This is a genomic window from Nonomuraea sp. NPDC026600 (assembly GCF_040638335.1).
Classification (GTDB): Bacteria; Actinomycetota; Actinomycetes; order Streptosporangiales; family Streptosporangiaceae; genus Nonomuraea.
Window position 1 is genome coordinate 94,234 of record NZ_JBEZYD010000034.1, and the last position, 22,731, is coordinate 116,964.

Genomic DNA, 22,731 nt, shown 5'->3' on the forward strand with positions numbered 1-22,731 from the left:
CCGGTGATGCGCTACGTATCGTGAGATGCGCGAGTCAACGGATGGTGGAGGTGTGATGCCCGAGATGACGATCGATGTCGCGGCGCTGAAGCGGCGCATGGGCCGAGTAGGGGTCTGGAACAGCGCGCTGAGCGGCGAGCCGGCGTCGTTCGAGCGGGAAGCGGCCGCCGAGCTGGAGGACCTGGGCTTCGGGACACTGTGGATAGGAGAGAGCCCGAAGGGCAAGGAGGCGCTGGCCCATTCGGCGATCCTGCTCGGCGCGACACGGCGGATGCTGATCGCCACCGGGATCGCCAACATCTGGGTCCGCGACGCCACCGCCGCCTCGAACGGCGCGAACGCCCTCGCGGAGGCGTTCGACGACCGCTTCGTGCTCGGCCTGGGCGTGAGCCACGCGCCCTTGGTGTCGTCGAGGGGCCACGATTACGCCAAACCCGTGTCGGCGATGCGCGCCTACCTCGACGCCATGGACGCGACGGAGTACGGCGGCCCGCTGCCGCACCCGGCCCCACGGCTGCTGGCCGCCCTGCGCGGCAAGATGCTGGACCTGGCCGCGACGCGCACCCAGGGCGCGCACCCCTATTTCGTCACCCCCGAGCACACCGCCCGCGCCCGCGCGATCCTCGGCCCCGATCCCGTGCTGGCCCCGGAACAGACGGTCGTGCTCGACACCGACCCGGATCGGGCGCGGCGGACCGCCCGTCGTTTCATGTCCCTCTACCTCGCCCTGCCGAACTACACGAACAACCTGCTCGATCTGGGCTGGGATGCCAAGGACCTCACCAACGGCGGCAGCGACGCGCTGGTCGACGCCATCGTGGCGTGGGGCGACCCGGAGACGATCATCGAGCGGGTACGGGCTCACCTCGACGCCGGCGCGGACCACGTCTGCGTCCAGCCGCTCGCCGAGACCGCCGGCGACGTGCTGGAGCACTTGCGCGTCCTGGCCCGGAGCGATCTGACCTCGACCTGATGTCGCCTGGGCTAGTCGCCGGCGTTCTCGTAGGTGAACGGGATGAAGCTGATGGAGTCGAGACGCCCCTTGTACTCGGTGGTGAGCCCAGCCAAGGTCATGGTCGCGCCTGGCGTGGCGGCGACGTTCGCCTGCGAGGTGACGAGCGCGGTGATGCCGGTGGAGTCCCAGAACGTCATGCCGCTCAGGTCCAGGACGAGCCGGAGGGAGGTCGTCGTCGAGATCAGGGCCTGGACGGCGGCGATGACGTCGGAGGCGGTCCGCTGGTCGAGGTTGCCCGCCAGAGTCAGTGTGGTGCGGTCGCCGCGGTCGTGGCGGGTCAGCTGGAAGGCCGTGGGAACGGAGCGGGGAAGGGTGAAGCCGCCGGTGACGACGGTGCCCGCGGGGCCACGGCTCACGGCGTGCAGGTCGCTGAGGCAGCGGGCCATCCACAGCCCGTGCCCGAACTCGTACGGCCATCCGGGAGTCTCCTGCTCCGGGGAGGTGGCGTCGCCGTCGATGACCTCGCAGCGCAGCATGTCGTCCACGACACGCAGGCGCACCCATCCCCTCCCGGAGCCGTGCAGGATGACGTTGCTGGCCAGCTCGTGCCCGATGAGCACCAGGTCGGTGCTTCGGCCCTCGGGCAGGCCGGCCCGGATCGCGTGCGCCTCCAGCGTCGCCCGCAGCGCGTACATCGAGTCGCGGTCGAAGGGCTGCTCCAAGAGGGTCTCCGGCTCAACGGGCCGCTTCATGTCCCGCTGACCGTCCAGCCCGCCGGACGACGGCGGACGGCTAGCCATCATGAGCGGTCACCAAGCTGATTCCGGGCATCGCGGACGCACCGAGCAGGAGGAATCGCGTGTGGGTCGCAGGGCTGCAGCGCAGTACGGCTCTGCGAGGCGTGGGCAGGCTACGGGCGGCATCTATGATCATACGAGCGCAATACAGGTCGATGAACGACAATTCCGCCATGTTAACGGTGATGTCGCCGTCAACCCGGATGGTTTCGCTCAAGGCCAGCCTGAGCGCGCCTTCGGCCGACCGATCGATCTGCCCGGCCAGCCGGATTCCCGGCGGCGCGTACTGGCGGCAGATGCGCAGCAACGCGTCGTGATGATAGGTGGCCGCGGCGACCGTGCGGGTGTGAAATCCGGAGACCGAGGCGAGCGTGATCGGGTCGAAGCGTTCGCGGTCGTACTGGCACAGCACCGCCGCGCCGCCACCCGACAGCGTGGCCGCGATCTCCTCCTCGAAGGCCGGCAACTGCTCGATGCCGCTCACGGGCTGTAAGGCCCAGCTCATGTCGAGCGCCACGCGTAGTCCCGGATAGCCTTCGCGCGCCGTGCGTGCCATCTGACCGTGCAGCCACCGCGTGGCGTGCTCCACCGTGAACCCCTGCCCGTCCAGCAGTCCGTCCTGGCAGGCCATGACCGTCATGCGCCCGGCCGTCGTGGCCTCCTGCGCGACCACGCCCCGCCGTCCCAGCTCCGCCAGGCCGCGCGTCGGCTCTTCTGTCAGCCAGACGACGCGCTGACCCTCGGCCAGCCCATCCCGTACGAAGGCCGTGGTGAGATCGAGCAGCTCCTCGTGCTCACCGAACGTCAGGCAGGCGTGATCGTTGATCGTCAGATCCGTGATCTGCGTTTCAGCACCGACCGTCACCCATGTCACCTTCCCGACAGCGGCCACCTCCCGGAGCCCGCATCGCTGCGGAACTTAGAGTAGTGATCAACAGGCTGCGGAGCATCCCGGACCCCGTGACCCGCACTACCGGTGTGCCATCTGCCCAATGGACACCAACCCACACGCGAGACGGCGCCGCAGCTCAGCCAGGCCGTCCATGCTGAAGCGGTCGGCGGGTTAATGTCGGCCCGTGCATTCACTGTGGGAGAACGGGCGACCGAAGGGGACGCTGTGAACACTTCTGCCGGCGACGTCTCAAGGGGTCAGGCGGCCTACCGGCGGTCGGCGGGGTCGCCGCGCGGCGAGGCCAGGCGCCGGGAACTCCTGGATCGCGTCACCGACGACCTGGCGGTCAACGGGCTCGTGGACTTCTCGCTGCGGCGCGCCGCGCGGGCGGCCGGGACCACGCACAAGGTGCTGCTCTACCACTTCGACGGAGCCGACGACCTGCTCAGGCAGGCAATCATCAAGCTGCGCGAAAGACGCATCGGCAACGCGCTGGCCGCCACCACCCGGGAACCTGGCCGCCAGACGCTGGGGGCTTGGGTGCGCACCGTGTGGCCCGTCCTCATGAGAGCGGAGTCGGGACTGCGGGTCCTCGATCAGGCCATCGGCCTGGCGATGTACGACCCCGACCGCTATGGCTGGCTCGGCAGGGAGGCCTCGCGGCAGTACCTGCCCATGCTGGTGTCGATCTGCCCGGCGGGCTGGCCGGAACAGCGCAAGATCGAGGTCGCCGAGATGGTTCTCGCGACGCTCCGGGGCTTCCTGGTGGAGTGGGCGACCAGCGGGGACACCGCGGGGATCGCCGCGGGGCTGGAGGCCCTGGCCCGCGCGCTGGAGCGAGAGGAGACCGCCGCCGAATAGCCGCGCATGGACAATTTGCGAACCAGGTGGTTCACTTCATCGAAGATGAACGTGAACCACCTGGAGGTCGGCATGCGGGGATCCACGGAGCGGGAGAAGGTCCGCTTCACCAGCGACGGCACCGAGTGCGTCGGCATGAAGGAGATCGAGCTGTCCGCCGGGACGATCGCCTACGAGGACACCGGTGGCGATGGCCCTACGATCGTGCTGCTGCACGGGCTGATGATGGACGCCTCACTGTGGGACGGACCGATCGCCGATCTGTCCGCCGACCACCGATGCGTGGCACCGACCCTGCCCCTCGGCGCGCATCGTCACCCGATGCGCGCCGACGCCGACCTGTCGCTTCCCGCGATCGCGCGGCTGGTCGCGGAGTTCCTCGACCGGCTCGATCTGCATGACGTCACCCTCGTCGGCAATGACACCGGCGGGGCGCTCGTCCAGTTGCTCATGTGCGACGGCGCCGCGCGCGTGGGACGGGTCGTGCTCGCCTCATGCGACGCCTTCGACAACTTCCCGCCCGGGCTGACCGGCAAGACGCTCGTACTCACCGGCAAGCTCCCGCCCCGGATGTTCGGGCTGTTCATGCAGCAGATGCGGCTTCGGCCGCTGCGGCGGCTGCCGATCACGTTCGGGTGGCTGACCAAGCGAGGAGACGCCGCCACCGCCCGCTGGGTGAAGCCGGTCATGCGGCAGGCCGGGATCCGCCGGGACGCCGTGCGAGCGCTGCGCGCGGCGGCGGCGGACCCCGGCCTCCTGCTCGCCGCGGCCGAACGCCTGCCGAGTTTCGACCGCCCCGCCCTCGTGGTCTGGGCCGTCGGCGACCGTGTGATGCCGCCCGAGCACGGCCGGCGCCTGGCCGAACTCCTCCCGCAAGGACGGCTGGCCGAGATAGCGGACAGCTACACGCTCATCCCCCTGGACCAGCCGGCGAGACTGGCTCAGACCATCCGGGAGTTCGTCCGGCGAGCTCGCGCCAAAACACCCTGAGTGACGATCTACGACTCAGGGTAAGGGGCGGATCAACTGTCCCCCCAGCCATGGAGCTCGCATGGAACGAACGGTCCTCGCCGCAGTCGCGGAACGCCCCGACGCCGACACGGCACTCGCCGAGCAGATCCGCCGCGTCAGCGCGGCCATGGACGACCTCGGCGTCCAGTTGCGCTGGACGCACCGCACGCAGGACGCGCTGGCGGTGATCGGTTCGGACGCCTCGCTGGCCGGGATGCTGGCCGACTGGGACGCGCCGGGCGCCGATCAGGTTCTGGGCGCGGTCACCCAGCGCTTCCACGGCCTGCCGGTCTTCCTCATGACCGCCGAGCAGGAACTCCCCCTGTGGGTGTACGAGGTCATCCAGGGCTACGTGTTCCCCCTTGAGGACACCCCTGACTTCATCGCCGGCCGCATCGCGCACGCGACCGAGGCCTACACCGAGCGGATCCTGCCGCCGTTCTTCCGCGCGCTGCGCAAGCTGCAGGACCACCACCAGTACTCCTGGCACACCCCGGCGCACGCCGGCGGCGTCGCGTTCCTGAAGTCGCCGGTCGGGCGGGCGTTCTTCGACTTCTACGGCGAGCGCCTGCTGCGCACCGACCTGTCCATCTCCGTGCCCGAGCTCGGCTCGCCGCTGGACCACACGGGTCCGATCGGCGACGCCGAACGCAACGCCGCCCGCGTCTTCGGCGCCGACCGCACCTTCTTCGTGATGAACGGCAACGCCACCGCCAACCGCATCGTCGGCCACCACGCCATCGCCCGCGACGAGACCGCCCTGGTGGATCGCAACTGCCACAAGTCGCTGCAGCACGCGCTGACCATCAGCGGCGCGCGCCCCGTCTACCTGGTGCCCGAACGCAACGGCCTCGGCCTGGCCGGGCCCATCCCGCCCGCCGAGCTGCGGGCCGACACCCTGCGCGCCCGCCTGTCCGGCCACCCGCTCGCGGAGACCGACCCGGCCTACGCCGTGATCACCAACTCCACCTACGACGGGCTCTGCTACGACGCCGTACGGGTCGCCGAGCTGCTGAGCGAGAGCGTTCCCCGGGTGCACTTCGACGAGGCGTGGTTCGCCTACGCCCGCTTCAATCCGCTGTACGCCCGCCGCTACGGCATGGCCGTGGACGAGCGGACGCTGCCGGGGGCGGACCGGCCCACCGTGTTCGCCACCCAGTCGACGCACAAGCTCCTGGCGGCCCTGTCGCAGTCGGCGATGCTGCACGTCCGGTCGGCCGGACGCGCTCCGGTGGACTACGAGCGGCTCAATGAGACGTACCTGATGCACTGCTCCACCTCGCCGCTCTACCCGATGATCGCCTCGCTGGACGTGGCGGCGGGGATGATGGACGGCGCGTCCGGACCGTTCCTGACGGGTGAGGCCATCATCGAGGCGGTCCGGTTCCGCCAGGCCATGGTCCGGCTGGCCGCCCGCATCCGGGAGGACGGCCGGCGGCCGGACTGGTACTTCGGTGTCTGGCAGCCTGCGCAGGTCACGGACCCCGGCACCGGCCTGTCCGTCTCCTTCGCCGACGCCGACCCCGCTCTGCTGAGCACCCATCCGGAGTGCTGGACGCTGGAGCCGGGCGCCGCCTGGCACGGCTTCCAGGGCCTGACCGACGGCTACTGCCTGCTCGACCCCATCAAGGTGACGATCACCTGCCCGGGCGCCGACGCCGCCGACGGCACGCTCGACTGGGGCATCCCCGCCCGGATCGTCGCCACCTACCTGCGGCAGCGCGGCATCGTCGTGGAGAAGACCGGGGACCACACGCTGCTGGTGCTGTTCTCCATGGGGATCACCAAGGGCAAGTGGGGCACGCTGATCGACGCGCTCACCGACTTCAAGCGCGCCTACGACGACGACCTGCCCCTGGCCGAGGTACTGCCGGGTTTCGGGCCGCCGGCCACCACGCTGCGCCGCTTCTGCACCGACGTACACGACAAGCTCCGCGCCCTCGGGCTCGGCGAGCTCCTCGACCAGATCTTCACCACCCTCCCCGAACCCGTCCGTACCCCGGCCGACAGCTACCAGGCCCTGATCCGCTCGCGCACGGAACGCGTCTCGCTCGCCGACCTGCCCGGCCGCGTCTCCGCCGCCACCGTCGTGGTCACCCCGCCGGGGATCCCCATGCTGATGCCCGGAGAGGCGACCGGGCCCGCCGACGGCCCGCTGATGGCGTACCTGCACGCCTTGGAGGATTTCGACCGCTGTTATCCCGACCTGGCCACCGACATCCACGGCGCGCACCGCGACGACGGCGGTCGCTACCACGTCGAGGTCGAACGCTGATCAAGCGACGAGCTGCTTGTCGGCCTCCCGCTGGATCAGGTCCTTGTCGGTGATGACCACCGCGTCGGGGATCGCGTCGGGCAGCTCGTCCTCCAGGTAGCGGACCGGCCGGTAGCGGAAGGCCACCAGGCCGATCAGCACGGTCACCGCGCCCGCGACGAGGGTGAGCAGGGCGATCCCTCTGCCATGCGCGGAGCCGGCGATGGGGTTGAAGACCTGCTCGACCAGCGGTCCGGCCAGCAGGAAGCCCACCGGGACCATGGCCCAGCTCAGCATCAGGTTGGTGGCGATGACCCGGCCCTGCAGGTCGAGCCCGACCTTCTGCTGCACGATGGCGAACCAGTGCGCGTTCAGGAGCGCGGTGAGCAGCCCGATGCAGAACAACCCGATCGCGGGCAGCGCCGGGTGGGGGGCGATCCCGATGACGGCGAAGGAGACGCCCAGTGCCATGAAGCAGCCGAGGATGCCGTTGGTGCGGCGCTCCAGGCCACCGGTCACCGTCATGATCACGCTGCCGGCCAGGAGTCCGATGCCGGTCATCGAGAGCGCTATGCCCAGGCCCCGGGTGTCGGTGAGGCTGAGCAGCAGCGGCGTGGCCAGGACCTCGACCATGGCGAAGGGGAGGTTCAGGAACGAGGTGAACAGGATGATCGCCAGCAGCCCGTGCCTGCGGGTGACGTAGCGCCAGCCGCCGGTCACCTCCTGCCAGAACGGCTCCTCCCGCTTCTTGAACAGCGTGTCCGGGAAGCGGACCGCCAAGGTCACGGTGACCGCGAAGGCGAAGGTGGTCAGGTCGATCACGATGATGCCGGGCAGTCCGATGGCGGCCACGAGCGCGCCGCCCAGCAGCGGCGCCAGTACGGTCCCCGCCGCCGGTCCGAGCTGGGCCAGGCCGCCGGCTTTGCCGTAATAGCGTTTGGGCACCAACTGGGCCATGGCCGCCATGTAGGCGGGCTGGTGGAAGGCCGTCGACACCGCGCCGACGGCGACGATGACGTAGACGTGCCAGAGTTGGAGCCCGCCCGTCCAGAACAGGGCGGCCAGCGAGGCGGAGGCGCAACCCGCCGCCGAGTCGGCGGTGATCATGACTAGCCGGCGGTTCCAGCGATCCGCCACCGCCCCGGCGATCGGCGCCAGGACGACGGCGGGCAGCAGCGCCATGACCGAGACGATGGCGAACATCGAGATCGACCGCGTCTGCTGGTAGACCCACAGCCCCAGGCCGAACGTGGTCAGCCCGGTGCCGATCAGCGACACCAGCTGGCCGAAGGCCACCAGGAGGAACGTCTTCAGGCCGGCCTGCTGGTAGCGGGGCGGCAGCGGCGCCGCCGGCCGGTCGCCACCACCGAGGATCTCGGCCAGCTCGGGCGCCTGGTGCTTCTGGAAGTAGTGCCCGGCCTTGGGGATGACCTCCAGCGACACCGCGTCGGAGAATGCCTCCCACTCGCGGAAGCGCTCCTCGTGCAGCTCGGTGGCGCGGTCGTTCTCGCCGACCACGCACACCAGCGGCGCCGCCAGCTTCTTGATGGGCGCCTGGTAGAGGTCGGTGTAGTAATCCTCGCCCTCCTGGGTGTCGTGGAGGAAGACGCCCATGAGGAAGTCGCGTTCGCGACGGTCCAGCGCTTCGGTGAAGAAGCCCATGGCCCGCAGGAACTCCAGCGCCTGCCGCTTGGACGTCCACCGCTCCATCGGGAAGATCTCGCGGATCCAGGCGAAGGCCTTGCCCGGCAGGCGGGGCGCCGGGAAGTGCCCGCCGATGACCACCTTCACCAGGCTGACGCCTTCCTCCTCCAGCCTGCGCGCCAGTTGGACGGTGAGCGCGCCGCCCATGCAGTGACCGTAGAGCGCGAGAGGCCCGTCGACCTTCTCCTTGATCTCCTTGACGCAGCCCTCGACGAGCTCGTGGAAGGGCAGCACGGGCTCGCCGGAGTTGCCGGTCTCGTGGCCCGGCGGCTCCAGCGCGAGCATGGTGAGCTGCTCGGGCAGCGCCGCGGCCAGCGGCTGGTACGTGATCGCGCCGCCGCCCGCGAACGGCACGCAGACCAGGGTCAGCGAGGCCGCGGAGCGTGGCGGCGTCAGTTCATGCAAGAGGCCGAAATTTCGGGATGAACCGTCGAGTGCGGCGAATGCTCGGATCGTCGGGTTCTTGAAGAGGTCCAGCACGGTCGCCTGGATCCCCGAATCCCGTACGGCACGCACGGCCTTGAAGGAGTCGCCGCCCAGCGCGAAGAAGTCGTCGTCGATCCCGATCCCCCGCACGCCCAGGATCGCCGTCCAGAGCTCGGCCAGCTCGACCTCGGCCGGCGTCCGCGGCGCCGTGCCCTCGGCGCGCACCTGGCCGACCGGCTCGGGCAGCGCCTTGCGGTCCACCTTGCCGTTGGGGGTGAGCGGCAGCGCGTCCAGCGGCACGAACGCCGAGGGGATCATGTAGTCGGGCAGCTTGAGCCGGAGGTATTCGCGCCAGTCGGGCCCGGAATCGGCGGCGGCGTCAGCGTCGGTGCCGGTGCCGGTGACCAGGTAGGCGGCGATGCTCTTGGCCTCGTCCGCGCCGCGCACCACCACGGCCGCCTCGCGGACCGCTGGGTGCGCCAGCAGCAGCGACTCGATCTCGCCCAGCTCGATCCGGTAGCCGCGGACCTTCACCTGCTTGTCGGCCCGGCCGAGGAACTCGATCGAGCCGTCGGCCCGGCGGCGGGCCAGGTCACCGGTCCGGTACAACCGGCGCCCGTCCCGCCAGGTGATGAAGCGCTCCGCCGTCAGCTCGGGCCGGCCGAGGTAGTCGCGGGCCAGGCCCGCCCCGCCGATGTAGAGCTCGCCGACCACGCCCGTGGGAACCAGCCGCATCGTGGCATCGAGCAGGTGGATCCGGGTGTTGGCGATCGGGTGGCCGATCGTGATCGGCCCGTCGGTGACCCGGGTGAGGGTGGACCAGATCGTGGTCTCGGTCGGCCCGTACAGGTTCCACAGTTCGGCCACCCGGCCGCGCAGGTCGGTGGCCAGGTCGGCGGGGAGCGCCTCGCCGCCGCAGAGCGCCTTCAGCCCCGGCTCGCCCTGCCATCCCGACGACAGCAGCAGCCGCCAGGTCGCCGGAGTGGCCTGCATGACCGTCGCGCCGTCCAGCAGGGTGGCCAGCCGTACCGGATCGTAGGCCGCCTCGCGGCTCGCGATCAGCACGCGACCGCCGACCGTGAGCGGCAGGAACAGCTCCAGCACCGAGATGTCGAAGGCGGACGTGGTGACGGCCAGGAGCGTGTCCTGACCGGTCAGGCCGGGCTCGCGGCTCATCGAGGTGAGGAAGTTGACCACCGAGGAGTGCTGGACGCGCACGCCCTTGGGGCGCCCGGTGGAGCCGGAGGTGTACAGGACGTAGCAGGGGTTCACCGGCGCGGGTCGCCGTCCGGGGCTCCCGCCGGGGACGTGCCCGCCGCGCGTCTTCGGTACGGCCTCGTCCCTGTCGAGCGCCTCAGGCCCGGCCTCGTCCCTGTCGAGCGCCTCAGGCCCGGCCTCGTCGTCGGCGAGGATGAGTTCGCCCTGGTAGCCGGTGTAGCGCCCGGCCAGCTCGCGCTCGGTGACCAGGACGCCGATGCCGGAGTCGTCCAGGATGTGGTCCTGGCGCTCCTGCGGGTACATCGGGTCGAGCGGCACGTACGCGCCGCCCGCCTTCAGCACGCCGAGCAGGGTGACCAGCATCGTGGCCGACCGCTCCATCGCGACGCCCACCAGCGTCTCGGGCCCCACCCCCGCCGCCCGCAGGCGCCGGGCGACCCGCCCGGCCCGCTCGTCCAGCTCCCGGTACGTCAGCGAGGCGCCGTCGAAGGTGACGGCCACGGCGTCGGGCGTCCGGCCGACCTGGGCTTCCACCAGCTCGTGGACGCACAGGTCGGGCACCTCGACGTCCTGGCCGTCCAGTTGCTCGGCCAGCTCCTCCCCGGTGAGGAAGACCAGGTCGGACAGCGCGGTCTCGGGCGCCGCGACGATGGCGCGGAGCAGGCTCTCGTAGTGCCGGAGCAGCCGCCGGGCGGTGCCGGCATCGTAGAGCGCGGTGTTGTACTCCAGCCGGCACAGCAGCTCAGCGCCCTGTTCCTCGACGTAGAGCACCAGGTCCACCTGGGCGGTGCCGGTCTCCACGGCCAGTTCGGACACGGCCAGGCCGGCCAGGTTCAGGTCGCTCCTGGGCAGGTTGAGCAGGTTGAACAGCACCTGGAAGAGCGGATTGCGCGACAGGTCCCTGGGCGGGTTGAGCTCCTCCACCAGGCGTTCGAACGGCACGTCCTGATGGGCGTACGCGCCCAGGGCGTGCGCGCGTACCTGCGCCAGGAGCTCCGTGTACGGCCGGCCGCCGTCCATCGTGGCCCGCATGACCAGGGTGTTGATGAAGCAGCCCGCGATGCCTTCGAGCTCGGGGCGGGTGCGCCCGGCCACCGGCGAGCCGACGCAGATGTCCTCCTGGCCGCTGTAGCGGTACAGCAGCGTGTGGAGCGCGGTCAGCAGGGTCATGTAGAGCGTGGCGCCGCGCTCCTGGCTCAGCTTGCGCACCCCCGCGGTCAGCTCCGCGGGGAGCAGGTGGGTGGCGACCGCCCCCTCGAAGGTCTGCGTCGGCGGGCGCGGCCGGTCCGTGGGCAGGTCCAGGCTGTGCGGGATGCCGCGTAGCCGTTCCTTCCAGAAACCGAGATCGGCGGCCTGCTCCCGCTGCCGGCGGGCGTAGTCGCGGTACCTGACCCGCGGCTCGGGGAGCGTCTCGCCGTTGTACAGCGCGGCCAGCTCGGTCCGCAGCAAGGTGATCGACCAGCCGTCCACGACGATGTGGTGGAAACCGAGCGACAGGACGTGATGGTCCGGGGCGAGCCGCAGCAGCCGGGCTCGGAACAGCGGGCCGTGCGCCAGGTCGAAGGGCTGGGCCGCGGCCTCGCTCAGCGCCCGCTCGGCGTCGTGGCAGTCCTCGACCGGCAGCGGCGTCTCCCCCGCGGGCAGCACCACCTGCACCGGCTCGCCGTCCGGGGCGTGGAAGACGGTCCGCAGCGACTCGTGCCGCCGCACCAGCTCGCGCAGGGCGCCGTGCAGCCGCGCCACGTCCAGCTCGCCCCGCAGGTCCAGCGCCGTGGCCACGGCGTAGGCGGCCGAGCCGTGCACCTGGTCGATGAACCACATGCGCCGCTGGATGAACGAGACGGGAGCCGGACCGGGCTCCTCGACAACCGGGATCATCTCGCGGGCCACCGCCGAAACGTCGGCCGGGATCGCCTCGCGAGGGACTGCCGAGGCGACGAGCACCTGCTGGCCGGCCAGCGTGGGGTGGTCGAAGATCGCCTCGATGGGCAGGCCCAGGCGGGAGGCGAGCTGGGTGGCCACGAGGGAGTCGCCGCCCAGGTCGAAGAAGTCGTCCTGGGGGCCGGTGGGCGTGATGCCGAGCACATCCCGCCAGGCGGCGGCGACCACGTCGAGCTCCTGAACCGCGTCGGTCGTGTGGACCCCTCGGACCCCTTGAACCGCGTCGGTCGCGTGGACTCTCTGAACCGCCTGAGCCGAACCGGCCGTGTGGACCTCCTGATTCGCCCCCGCCACCGGCGCGATCTCGAAACGCCGGGCGCGCGGCTCGATCCAGTAGCGGCGCCGCTCGAACGGATACGTGGGCAGGGGCACCCGCCTGCCCGGTGGGCCGAACGCCGCCCAGTCGACGTCGGCCCCGCTCGCCCACAGCCGCCCGACGCCCTCCAGCAGGGCGGCCTGTCCGCTCTCCGGCTCGGCGAGCGGCGCGACCGTGGCCTGGCCGCCCTGGCGGCGCACCAGCGTGGTCAGCGTCCGGCCCGGCCCCACCTCCACCACCGCGGCGTCGGCCGCCACCAAGGCGCGGGCGCAGTCGGCGAACCGCACGGTTTCCCGCAGATGGCGTACCCAGTAGGCGGGGTCCTTGGTCTCGGCGCCGGACACCCAGCCGCCCGTGACGTTGGAGAGGTACGGCAGGTCTGGGGTGCCCAGCCGCACGGAGGCGACCTCGGCGGCGAAGGCGTCGAGCACCGGATCCAGCATGGCGGAGTGGAAGGCGTGGGAGGTGCGCAGGGTGCGGCAGGCGATGTCCTGGCGTACCAGCCGCCGCTCCAGCTCGGCGATGGCCGGCTCCGGGCCGGACAGGACGCACAGCTCGGGGGTGTTGACCGCGGCCAGGGAGACGTCCTCGCCGAGCAGGTCGCCCACCTCGGACTCGGGCAGCGGCACGGCCAGCATCGAACCGGGAGGCAGGCTCTGCACCAGGCGGCCGCGCGCGGCGACCAGGCGCAGGGCGTCCTCCAGGGTGAGGACTCCGGCCAGGCAGGCGGCGACGTACTCGCCGATGCTGTGCCCGGCCATCATCGCCGGGCGGATCCCGCGCTCGATCAGCGTGCGGGCGAGCGCGTACTCCGTGACGAAGAGCGTGGGCTGGGTGAGCCAGGTCTGGTCGAGATCGCCTGCCTCGCCGTACAAGGCCTGGCGCAGGTCGAGGTCGAGGTACGACGTGAGGATCGTGGAGCAGGCGTCGACGGCGGCGCGGAAGTCGCTGTCCGACCGGTACAGGCCCGCGCCCATCCCCCGGCGTTGCGCGCCCTGGCCGGGGAAGACGAAGGCGACCTCGCGGGGGTGTGACTCGCTTGTGACGAGCTCGGCGTCCAGTGCCGACCGGCCGTCCTCGGCGACCATGATGCCGCGGTGCCGCAACTGGCGGCGGCCGAGCCGGAGAGTGGCGGCGACGTCGCCCAGGTCCGTTTCCGGACGCGCGCGCAGGTGGGCACGGAGCCGGGTGGCAATGTCCGCCAGCGCCGGGCCACTGGCGGCCGACAAGATGAGCAGGTGCTGTCCGGTCGCCGATGGGACGGCGGGTGGTTCGGGTGCTTCCTCCAGTACCACGTGGGCGTTGGTGCCGCCCATTCCGAAGGCGCTGACGCCCGCCCTTCGCGGTCCCGGGCCCTGCGGCCATTCCGCGCCAGCGGTGGGCACGTAGAACGGGCTGAAGTCGATGCGCGGGTTGGGCGTCGTGAAGTTGACCGTGGGCGGCAGTGTGCGGTGCTTGAGCGCCAGCACGGTCTTGATCAGCCCGGACATCCCGGCGGCGGCGTCGGCGTGGCCGATGTTGGACTTGACCGAGCCCAGCGCGATCCGCCGGTCCCCGGTGAAGACCTGGGAGAGCGCCGCGACCTCGACGGGATCGCCGAGCGCGGTGCCCGTGCCGTGCGCCTCGATGTAGCCGATGGTGCCGGGGTCGACGCCGGCCGAGGCCAGGGCCGCGGTGATGACCTCGGCCTGGCCGTCCACGGCGGGCGCGGTGTAGCCGACCTTCCTGGTGCCGTCGTTGTTGACCGCGGAGCCGCGCACGACGGCGTGGATGGTGTCGCCCGCGGCGATGGCGTCCGCCAGCCGCTTGAGCACGACGACGCCGACGCCGCCGGCGCCGATCGTGCCCCGGGCCTCGGCGTCGAAGGGACGGCAGTGGCCGTCGGGCGAGCCGATGCCGCCGCTCTGGTAGAGGTAGCCGCGGCGGGTCCAGGCGTTGACCCGCACCGCCCCGGCCAGCGCGAGGTCGCAGTCGCCGGCGATCAGGCTCTGCCGGGCCAGGTGGAGAGCGACCAGCGAGGTGGAGCAGGCGGTGTTGACGCTGACGCTCGGCCCGCGCAGGTCGAGCTTGTAGGAGGTCCGGGTGGGCAGGGAGTCCTTGTCGTTGCCGAGCATGACCTGGTACTCGCCCACCGCCTTGAGCACGTCGGGCGCGGCCAGCAGGTTCTCGATGAGGTAACCGCTCATCGCCGAGCCGGCGAAGACGCCGATCTGCCCCGGGTGGCGGGCGGGGTCGCAGCCGGCGTCCTCCAGCGCCTCCCAGGCGGTCTCCAGGAACAGGCGCTGCTGCGGGTCGAGGATCTCGGCCTCGCGCGGGGTGAACTCGAACAGCGTGGCGTCGAACAGGTCGATGCCGTTCAGCACCGTCCCCGATCTGACGTAGGCGGGGTCCGCCAGCCGGTCGGGGTCCTCGCCGTCGGCGAGCAGCTCCTCGTCGGTGAAGTCCTGGACGGCTTCCACGCCGTCGCGGATCGCCGCCCAGAACTCCTCGGGCCCCGTGGCGCCGGGGAAGCGGCAGGCCATGCCGACGATGGCGAGCGCGCCGCCGGCGGGCGCGGTGGCCGAGACCGGCTTCGGCGCCGGACCGTCGGAGCTGAGGTAGGCCGTCAGCGAGGCGATCGTCGGGTACCTGAACAGGTCCGTGACCGTCAGGCTGAACCGCTTGCGCAGTCGCTCGTGCACCTGCAGGACCAGCAGCGAGTGGCCGCCCACCTCGAAGAAGTTGTCGCCCGGACCGAAGGCGCCGTTGCCCAGTGCCTCGCGCCAGGCCCGGGTGATGAGCTGGGAGATCTCGTGGCGCGGCAGCTCCCCGGACGCCTCGTTCCCGCCGATCGCCGCGGCCAGCACCTGCTGGAGGTCGGCCACCAGGCCGCGGATCGTCCCGGCGTGGAACAGGTCCGTGTTGTACTCCACGAGCCCGTCCAGGCTCTCGCGGACGCCCACGGTCAGGTCGAACTTGGCCGTGCGCTCGGGGATCTCCACGGGGGTGACCGTCAGGCCGGCCAGCTCCAACGTAGCCGTGGCCGCGGGCAGCATGGCGAACATCGTCTGGAACACCGGGCCGCGGTCCAGGTGGCGCTCCGGGTTGAGCTCCTCCACCAGCCGCTCGAAGGGCATCCCCTGGTGGTCGTGGGCGTCGAGCACCGCCTCCTTGACCCGCTCGGCCACCTCGGGCAACGACGGCTCGCCCGACAGGTCGGCGCGGATGGCCAGGGTGTTGGTGAAGAACCCGATCAGGCCCTCGAACTCGATCCGGTCCCGGTTGGCGATGGGCGTGCCCACCACCAGGTCCGGCCGGCCGGAGCGCCGGGAGAGCACCACCAGGTAGGCCGCGAACAGCACCATGTACGGCGTGGCGCCCAGGCTCCGGCAGTACGCCTGGAACTCCGCGCGCGGAAGACCGAGGGAGAAGGGCAGCTCGGCGCCCGCGTAGGTCTGGACGGCCGGCCGGGGCAGGTCCGTCGGCAGCTCGGTGAGCGGCGGCGCCCCCGCCAGCTTCTCGCGCCAGTAGTCCAGATCCCGGCTGTGGTCCTTCTCCCGCTGCCAGATCGCGTAGTCGGGATACTGCTGGGACAGCGCCGGCAGCTCCTGGCCGTTGTAGAGCGCGCTCAGCTCCCGGCGCAGCACCTCCAGCGACCAGGCGTCGGCGACGATGTGGTGGAGCGTGAGGTGCAGGACGTGCCGCTCCGCGCCTTCGCGCAGCAGGTGGGCGCGGATGAGCGGGCCGGTGGTCAGGTCCATCGGCGTGCCGTCCGCGGCGTCCGCCAGGTCGAGCGCCAGTGAGCCGGCCACGATCTGGTACGGGCCGTCCTCGTCCATGGCGAACGTGGTGCGCAGGCTCTCATGCCTTGCTACCAGGGCGTTCAGCGCGCGGTGCAGCGCTTCGCGGTCGAGCGGGCCCTCGATGCGGAAGGCGAGCGGTATCAGGTAGTGCGCGGCGCCTGGCGCGATCTTGTCCAGGTACCAGGAGCGAAGCTGGGCGAAGGACATCGGCAGCCGTTCGGGCCTGGACCGCCCGGCCTGCTGTTTCTTCTTGCGTAACGCGTCCAGGAGCTGGCGCTGCTGGGCTGACAGGCTCATTGGCCGCCTTCCATCGACCGCAGCAGGGCCTCGGCCTCTTCGTCGGAATACGCGGCGACCATGAGATAGAGCTCGGCGGCCGCCTCCACGTCCGGCGACGTGAGCCGCGCGCCGAGCTCGGCGACGGTCGGGTGGGCGAAGAGCGTCCGCAGCGGCAGCGGCACCTCCAGCGCCTCATGTAATCGGGAGGCGATCTGGGTCGCGTTGAGGGAGTTGCCGCCCAGCTCGAAGAGGTTGTCGTGCCGCCCGACCGGCCCGCCCAGCACCTCCTGCCAGACGGCGGCGATGGCCTGCTCCACCGGGGTGGCCGGGACCGTGACGGTCCGCGCACTCTGGCCGGGGGCCGGCAGGGCGTGCCGGTCGACCTTGCCCGAAGGGTTCACCGGCAAGGACTCCAGGGCGACGTACGTGCTCGGCACCATGTACTCGGGCAGCCGCTCGGCCAGGTAGGCGCGCAGGTCGGTGGCGCTGTCGGCGGCCACGTAGGCCACCAGCCCGCCTTCCCGGGCCATGACGAACGCCTCACGCACGGCGGGATGCCCGGACAGCACCGCGGCGATCTCGCCGGGCTCGACCCGGTAGCCACGGATCTTGACCTGATCGTCCACGCGGCCCAGGAACTCGATCTCCCCCGCCTCGTTGCGGCGGGCCAGATCCCCGGTCCGGTAGAGCCTGCGCCCGTCCCGCCAGGTGATGAACCGCTCGCTCGTCAGCTCGGGCTGGCCGTAGTAGCCCCTGGCCAGGCAGGCGCCGCCGAGGTGCAGTTCGCCGGGGACGCCGTCGGGCGCCTCATGGCCCAGGCGGTTGAGGATCGGCGTCTGGATGCCGGTGACGGGCTTGCCGATGGGCGGCAGCCGCGGCCAGTCCGCCGGTCGGCCGGTGAGCGTGTGGGCGATGTCGATGATCGCGCCCTCGGTCGGCCCGTACTGGTTGTGGAGCGTCATCCACGGCTTGATGAACCGCTCGAGCTGCGGGGTGACCTGGAGCTGCTCGCCCGCGGTGATCACCTCGCGCAGCGTGGCGGGCGGCTCGAGCCCGGCGCCGGCCAGCGACTGCAGCGCCACGAAGGGCAGGAAGATCCGCTCCACCCGGGTCCTGGCGATGTGGTCGAGCAGGGCGGCCGGGTCGCGCCGCACCTCGTCGCCGACCATGACCAGCGTCCCGCCGTACGCCCAGGTGCTGAAGATCTCCTGCACGGAGACGTCGAAGCCGAGCGCGGTGAACTGCAGGCTCCGGTAGGCGCCGCTGTGCCAGGCCATGAGGTTGGCGACCGGGCGGTGCGGCATCGCCACGCCCTTGGGCCGGCCGGTCGAGCCCGAGGTGAACAGGATGTAGGCCAGGTTGTCGGCCGTGACGCCGCTGTCCGGCCGGTGTTCCGGCCGGCCGTCGAGGTCGGTGTCGACGTGGACGGGCCGCTCGTGCGGCAGGCCGCCGGCCAGCGCCCGGTGCGTCACCAGGACCGGGGTGTCGACCCGGCCGAGCACCTGGGTGAGGCGTCCTCGGGGGTAGGAGGGGTCGAGCGGTACGTAGGCACCGCCGGACTTCAGGATCCCCAGCAGCGCCACCGGCAGGTCGAGCGAGCGCCGTACGTGCAGGGCGACCGGCACCTCGGGGCCCACCCCCAGCTCGCGCAGCAGGTGAGCCAGCCTGTTGGCCCGCCGGTCGAGCTCGGCGTAGGTGAGGGCGGCGCCGTCGAACTCGACGGCGACCGCGCCGGGCGTTCTGTCCGTCTGCTGTTCGAAGAGCCGGTGAAGGCACTGGTCGGGACCGTGACCGGCGGGCTCGTGCCGCCGGGCGAGCAGCGTGGAGATCGGCGCGGCCGGGTCGGCCGCCACCTGCTCCAGGACGCGCACGTAGTGTCTCAGCAGGCGCTCCGCGCTGGCGCGCTCGAACAGGTCGGTGGCGAACTCCAGGCTCATCTCCTGCCCTTCGGCGTAGAGCACCAGGTCGGCCTTGGCGCCGCCGTTCTCCACCTCCTCGAGCATCCGGAAGGTCAGCCCATCGGCCCGCTTGGCGTCCGGCGGCTCCTGCATCGCGAACATCACGTCGAAGGGCGGCCGGCCGTCGGGACAGAGCTCCCGTACGATCTCCTCGAGCGACACGTCCGCAGGCGTGGCCAGGACCGTCGCCCGCACCTGTGACAGCAGGCGCTCGAAGGAGGGGTCGCCCGCCAGGCCGGTCCTGATCGGCAGCGTCTCCACGAAAAAGCCGATCATGGAGTCCGCGCCCGGCGCCTCCCTGCCGGAGAACGGCACGCCCGTCACGATGTCGTCCTGGCCGCTGTAGCGGTGCAGCAGTGCCTGGAAGGCGGCGAACAGCACCATGAACGGGCTCGCCTGAGCGCGCCTGCCCAGCGACTCCACCTCGGCGAGCAGCCCGTCCGGCAGTGTGACCCGGACCCGGGCGCCGCGCCGGAGCGGCCCCGTCGATCCGGGGCGGTCGGCGGGCAGCCCCAGTCGTCCGGGCGGCGACTCCAGGGCCTTCTTCCAGTACGGCAGGCGGTCGAGATCCGGCGTGCGCCGGTACGGCCCGGCCGGCGGGGGCAGGCTCTCCCCCGAGTAGAGCCGCGCCAGCTCGTCCAGGAAGACCCCGGCCGACCAGCCGTCGAAGGCGATGTGGTGGACGGTCACCAGCAGCCGGTGCCGGTCGTCCGCGAGCCGGAGCAGCAGCGCCCGCAGAACAAGACCGTCGCGCAGGTCGAAGGGGTCACGAGCGGCGTGCCGGGCCAGCGCGTCCGCGCCACGCGGGGTGGCGTCCACGACCTTCATCGGCACGAGCCGCGTCTGCTCGACGACGGGCACCGGCTCGCCGTCGTGCTCTTCGTAGCGGGTACGCAGGGGCGGGTGCCTGCGGACGATCTCGTTGATCGCGTTCTCCAGGCGCCCGGCGTCGAGGGGACCGTCCAGGGCGAACAGGATGGGCACGTTGTACTGCGCGCCGGGCGCCACCTGGTCGATGAACCAGAGCCGGCGCTGCGCGGGCGTGAGCCCGCCCTCGGCCGGGGTCGCCGCCGTCGCCTCCGGCAGGCCGTCGATCGCACGGGCGAGCGCGGCGAGCGTGGGGTGTTCGAAGAGCATCCGGGGCTCGACCGGCTTGCCCAGCCTTTCGCAGGCACGGGCGGCGATGCGCATCGCCAGCAGCGACTGGCCGCCCAGCGCCAGGAAGTCGTCGCCGGCGCCGATCGGCCCGGCATCGAGGACGTCCCGCCAGATCTCGGCGAGCAGCAGTTCGGTGGCGGTGCCGGGCGGCGTGATCGGGCGGGACTCGCGGACCGGGTCGGGCAGCGCGGCACGATCCACCTTGCCGTTGCCGGTCAGCGGGAGCTCGTCCAGGAAGACCCAGGCGGTGGGGATCATGTAGTCGGGCAGGAACCTGCGAAGGTGGGCCTGCACCTCCTGCTCGGTCGCCGTGCCCACGATGTAGGCGACCAGTTCGTGACCGCGGAGGGCGGTGGTGGCGGCCCGGACCCGCGGGTGACGGCCGAGCACGGTCTCGATCTCGCCGAGCTCCACCCGGTTGCCGCGGATCTTGACCTGGTCGTCGAGCCGCCCCAGGAACTCGATGAGCCCGTCGGGCCGCCGCCTGGCCAGGTCACCCGTGCGGTAGAGGGGCCGCCCGTCCCGGTCGCGGACGAAACGCTCAGCCGTCAGGTCGGGCCGGTCGAGGTAGCCCAGACCGACGCACACGCCGCCGAGGTACATCTCGCCCTCCTCGACCGGCCGCATCGCCTCGTCCAGGAGGTGGACGGTGACGCCGGGCAGTGGCGTGCCGAGCGCGGGCGGGCGGCTCTGGCCGTCGTGGACCGGCACCTCGCCGGCGATCGCGATGACGGCGCATTCCGCCGGGCCGTAGAGGTCGATCAGCCGAAAGGGCAGCTCGGGTCTCGGGTAGGTGGTGAGCCGGTCGCCGCCGGTGCCCAGCGTCGCCAGCTCGGTCCGCGCCGGCCAGGACAGGCCGAGCAGGCCCTCGGCGATGGGGGTGGGGGCGAAGCAGGTGGTCAGCTCCCGCTCCACGATCCAGTCGCGCAGGGCGGGCAGGGAGAGCCTGGTCCGCTCGCTGGGGATGACCATCGTGGTGCCCGCGGTCAGGTACCGCCAGATCTCCCAGACCGACGCGTCGAAGTTGGGGCTGGTGAGCAGCGCGGCCCGGCCGCCCAGCCCGAAGGCCTCGTGCGACCAGCCGATCAGGTTGGTCAGCGCGCGGTGCGGGACGAGCACGCCCTTGGGAGCCCCCGTCGAGCCGGAGGTGTGGATGACGTAGGCCAGTGCGCCGGGCTCGACGTGGGGCGGGGGTGACGCGTCCGCCTCGACGGGCGTGTCGATCACCGGGATGCCGTCGGGGACCAGGGATCTCCACTCCGGCGCCGTGACGACGGCCGCGGCTCCCGCCAGCATGGCGTGGATCCGCTCCGCGGGCGTGGCCGGGTCGATCGGGGCGAAGGCGACGCCCGCCTTCATGGCACCGAGCTGGCCCGCGACCAGCCGGATCGAGCGGCCCGCGAGCACGGCCGCATAGCGCTGCCCGGTCATCGTGAAAGGGCGCAGCTCAGCGGCGATGCCGTTCGCGAGGCGATCCAGCTCACGGTAGGTGAGTTGTTCTTGACCGGCCGAAACGGCGACCTTTTCTGGGGCCGCGCTCAGCTGATCTTGATAAAGGTGCAGAACAGATGCCAGGGGTGGTGCATCCGACGTCATTGTCACGCCTGCCGATTGAGTTGTTGCACTTTTGGCCGCGCCAGGGATCAGGATGATCTGGTCGCCAGATTTGTGTCAACCCTTAACAGTGCGATAAGAGGCCTTGTCAACCTGCCCCTCGGACAGTCTTAGACCGGCAGACCCCAGCGGGGCCGGCTCGGCGCGGCCACCGGCCGGATCACCGCGTCGCCCCGGGCCTGGATCAGCACCTCCTCGCCGCGGCGCAGGTCGAGCTCGACATCGCCGCCGGGCAGCGTCCGCCAGGACACCTTCCTGCCGTTGGAGCGTACGGTGAACGGGCCGTCGATGCCGGTACGGACGCGGCACGGCGCCCCCGCCAGCGAGACCAGCCGGACGAAATCGGTGCGACCGCCGCGACGGGCGGCCGAGAGCAGGAACGCGCCCTGCGTCAGGAAATCGTGCACGGTCACGTCGGGCCAGGCGGCCGGTACGGCGGGCAGGACCCTGATGACGCCGTCCCAGCTCTGGCAGATCATGTCGTGCATGGACTGGGCGGCCGACAGTGGCGTCTCGATGACGGGGCCGCTCTCCTTGTACATCGTGTTGGGCTGGACGAAGCGGCGCAGCAGCTCGTCGAGGTAGAAGCGGGCGTCGTCGCCGCGCAGCATCTGCGCGGAGATCGAGGCCGCGCCGGTGAAGCTGTAGCCCTGCAGGGCGCCCTCGAAGCTGATCCAGTGCTTGAGCGACTTCTCGATCAGCTCGCGCTGGTTCTGCTGCTCCCAGGTGAGCAGGTACAGCGGATAGATCATCAGGAGGTGGGAGTAGTGCCGGTGTGACTTGGCGAACGGCGCGCCCGCTCCGATCATGAAACCGTTCTCGTCGACCGGGTAGCCGGCCAGGTTCGCCAGCACGTCCTGCCACTTCGGCAGCAGCGGGTCCCGCACGCCCAGCAGGCGCGCGGACTCGACCAGCGTCCGGCAGCCCCAGCGGATCAGCGCCAGGTCGTAGTTCGTGTCCGGCGCGTTGACCCCGTACTCGGGAGAGAACGTGGCGGGCAGGTGCAGTCTGCCGTCGGCGCCCGGTGCCAGGAAGCGCGGGTAGTAGGTGATCGCCCGGCGCAGCAGCGGGAACAGCACGTCCCGTACGATGCGGGCGTCCATCGTGTGCCGGTAGGACAGCCAGACGTTGTGCAGCGCCCAGGTCAGGTTGCCGACCTCGGGGACGGGAGTGTCCTGGCCGGGGATGCCCACCGGGAAACCGCTGTTGCCGATTCCGGCACCGTTGTCGAGGGTCATGTCCGTGGTGCGCGGGATGCCCGCGGAGTCCTCGGGGAACGTCACCTGGTCGATGAGGCGCTGCCGGTACTGCGACAGGCTCCTGGTGACCGCGTCCAGCTCCAGGTGGTTCGACCCGTGGATCAGCCAGTATTCGAGCTGCACGTTGAGGTTCCACCAGGTCGCCGGCCACGGCGTCGGTTCCAGCCACGGCCCGGAGGTCGCCATGGGCGGCGCGTCCCGGCGCGCCGCGGCGGCCACCTTGTAGAGCTGGATCCAGTAGAAGCTCTGCATCCGCTGGTCCGGCACCGACAGGAAGCTCCTGCGGTAGTAGCGGTGCCACCAGTG

At 71.5% G+C, this 22,731-nt stretch carries 9 protein-coding genes; 4 read left to right on the top strand and 5 right to left on the bottom strand.

Annotated features, from left to right (window positions below; translation table 11 throughout):
- The first annotated feature begins 55 nt into the window (after window positions 1–55).
- Window positions 56–973: an LLM class F420-dependent oxidoreductase gene (locus tag AB0F17_RS49425; RefSeq protein WP_358038606.1), complete on the top strand. Its 918-nt coding sequence runs from the start codon at window positions 56–58 to the stop codon at window positions 971–973.
- 11 nt (window positions 974–984) lie between these two features.
- Here AB0F17_RS49425 and AB0F17_RS49430 read toward each other — a convergent pair whose 3' ends face one another.
- Window positions 985–1,758 carry an ATP-binding protein gene (locus AB0F17_RS49430; RefSeq protein ID WP_358038609.1) on the bottom strand — a complete coding sequence of 258 codons (774 nt, stop codon included), beginning with the start codon at window positions 1,756–1,758 and terminating at the stop codon, window positions 985–987.
- Window positions 1,748–2,617, bottom strand: coding sequence for an MEDS domain-containing protein (locus AB0F17_RS49435; protein ID WP_358038612.1), 870 nt, complete (start codon window positions 2,615–2,617; stop codon window positions 1,748–1,750). The genes AB0F17_RS49430 and AB0F17_RS49435 overlap by 11 nt, the downstream gene beginning before the upstream one ends.
- 252 nt (window positions 2,618–2,869) lie before the next feature.
- Here AB0F17_RS49435 and AB0F17_RS49440 point away from each other — a divergent pair, with 252 nt between their 5' ends.
- The 3 genes from AB0F17_RS49440 (at window position 2,870) to AB0F17_RS49450 (ending at window position 6,791) form a co-directional block, all read left to right on the top strand.
- Window positions 2,870–3,505: a hypothetical protein gene (locus tag AB0F17_RS49440; protein ID WP_358038615.1), complete on the top strand. Its 636-nt coding sequence runs from the start codon at window positions 2,870–2,872 to the stop codon at window positions 3,503–3,505.
- A gap of 45 nt (window positions 3,506–3,550) precedes the next feature.
- A complete protein-coding gene (locus AB0F17_RS49445) occupies window positions 3,551–4,495 on the top strand; it encodes an alpha/beta hydrolase (protein ID WP_358038619.1) in 945 nt (314 codons plus the stop codon).
- A 61-nt stretch (window positions 4,496–4,556) separates the two neighbouring features.
- Entirely contained in the window at window positions 4,557–6,791 is a 2,235-nt protein-coding gene (locus tag AB0F17_RS49450) for an Orn/Lys/Arg decarboxylase N-terminal domain-containing protein (protein ID WP_358038621.1), read from the top strand.
- Here AB0F17_RS49450 and AB0F17_RS49455 read toward each other — a convergent pair whose 3' ends face one another.
- From AB0F17_RS49455 to AB0F17_RS49465, 3 genes are all read right to left on the bottom strand, one after another.
- Window positions 6,792–16,454: an amino acid adenylation domain-containing protein gene (locus AB0F17_RS49455; protein ID WP_358038624.1), complete on the bottom strand. Its 9,663-nt coding sequence runs from the start codon at window positions 16,452–16,454 to the stop codon at window positions 6,792–6,794.
- Window positions 16,451–21,148 (bottom strand): amino acid adenylation domain-containing protein, encoded by a 4,698-nt coding sequence (locus AB0F17_RS49460; protein WP_358038627.1) that lies wholly within the window; start codon window positions 21,146–21,148, stop codon window positions 16,451–16,453. Before AB0F17_RS49460 ends, AB0F17_RS49455 begins: the two co-directional genes overlap by 4 nt.
- Window positions 21,149–21,276: 128 nt before the next feature.
- Window positions 21,277–22,692, bottom strand: coding sequence for a glycoside hydrolase family 95-like protein (locus AB0F17_RS49465; RefSeq protein WP_358038629.1), 1,416 nt, complete (start codon window positions 22,690–22,692; stop codon window positions 21,277–21,279).
- Window positions 22,693–22,731 lie beyond the last annotated feature (39 nt).

Excerpts from the sequence above, each read along its gene's own strand:
- AB0F17_RS49425 (WP_358038606.1), top strand. The coding sequence starts at position 56 with ATGCCCGAGATGACGATCGATGTCGCGGCGCTGAAGCGGCGCATGGGC.
- AB0F17_RS49430 (WP_358038609.1), bottom strand. The coding sequence starts at position 1,758 with ATGATGGCTAGCCGTCCGCCGTCGTCCGGCGGGCTGGACGGTCAGCGG.
- AB0F17_RS49445 (WP_358038619.1), top strand. The coding sequence starts at position 3,551 with ATGAACGTGAACCACCTGGAGGTCGGCATGCGGGGATCCACGGAGCGG.
- AB0F17_RS49450 (WP_358038621.1), top strand. The coding sequence starts at position 4,557 with ATGGAACGAACGGTCCTCGCCGCAGTCGCGGAACGCCCCGACGCCGAC.
- AB0F17_RS49455 (WP_358038624.1), bottom strand. The coding sequence starts at position 16,454 with ATGAGCCTGTCAGCCCAGCAGCGCCAGCTCCTGGACGCGTTACGCAAG.
- AB0F17_RS49460 (WP_358038627.1), bottom strand. The coding sequence starts at position 21,148 with ATGACGTCGGATGCACCACCCCTGGCATCTGTTCTGCACCTTTATCAA.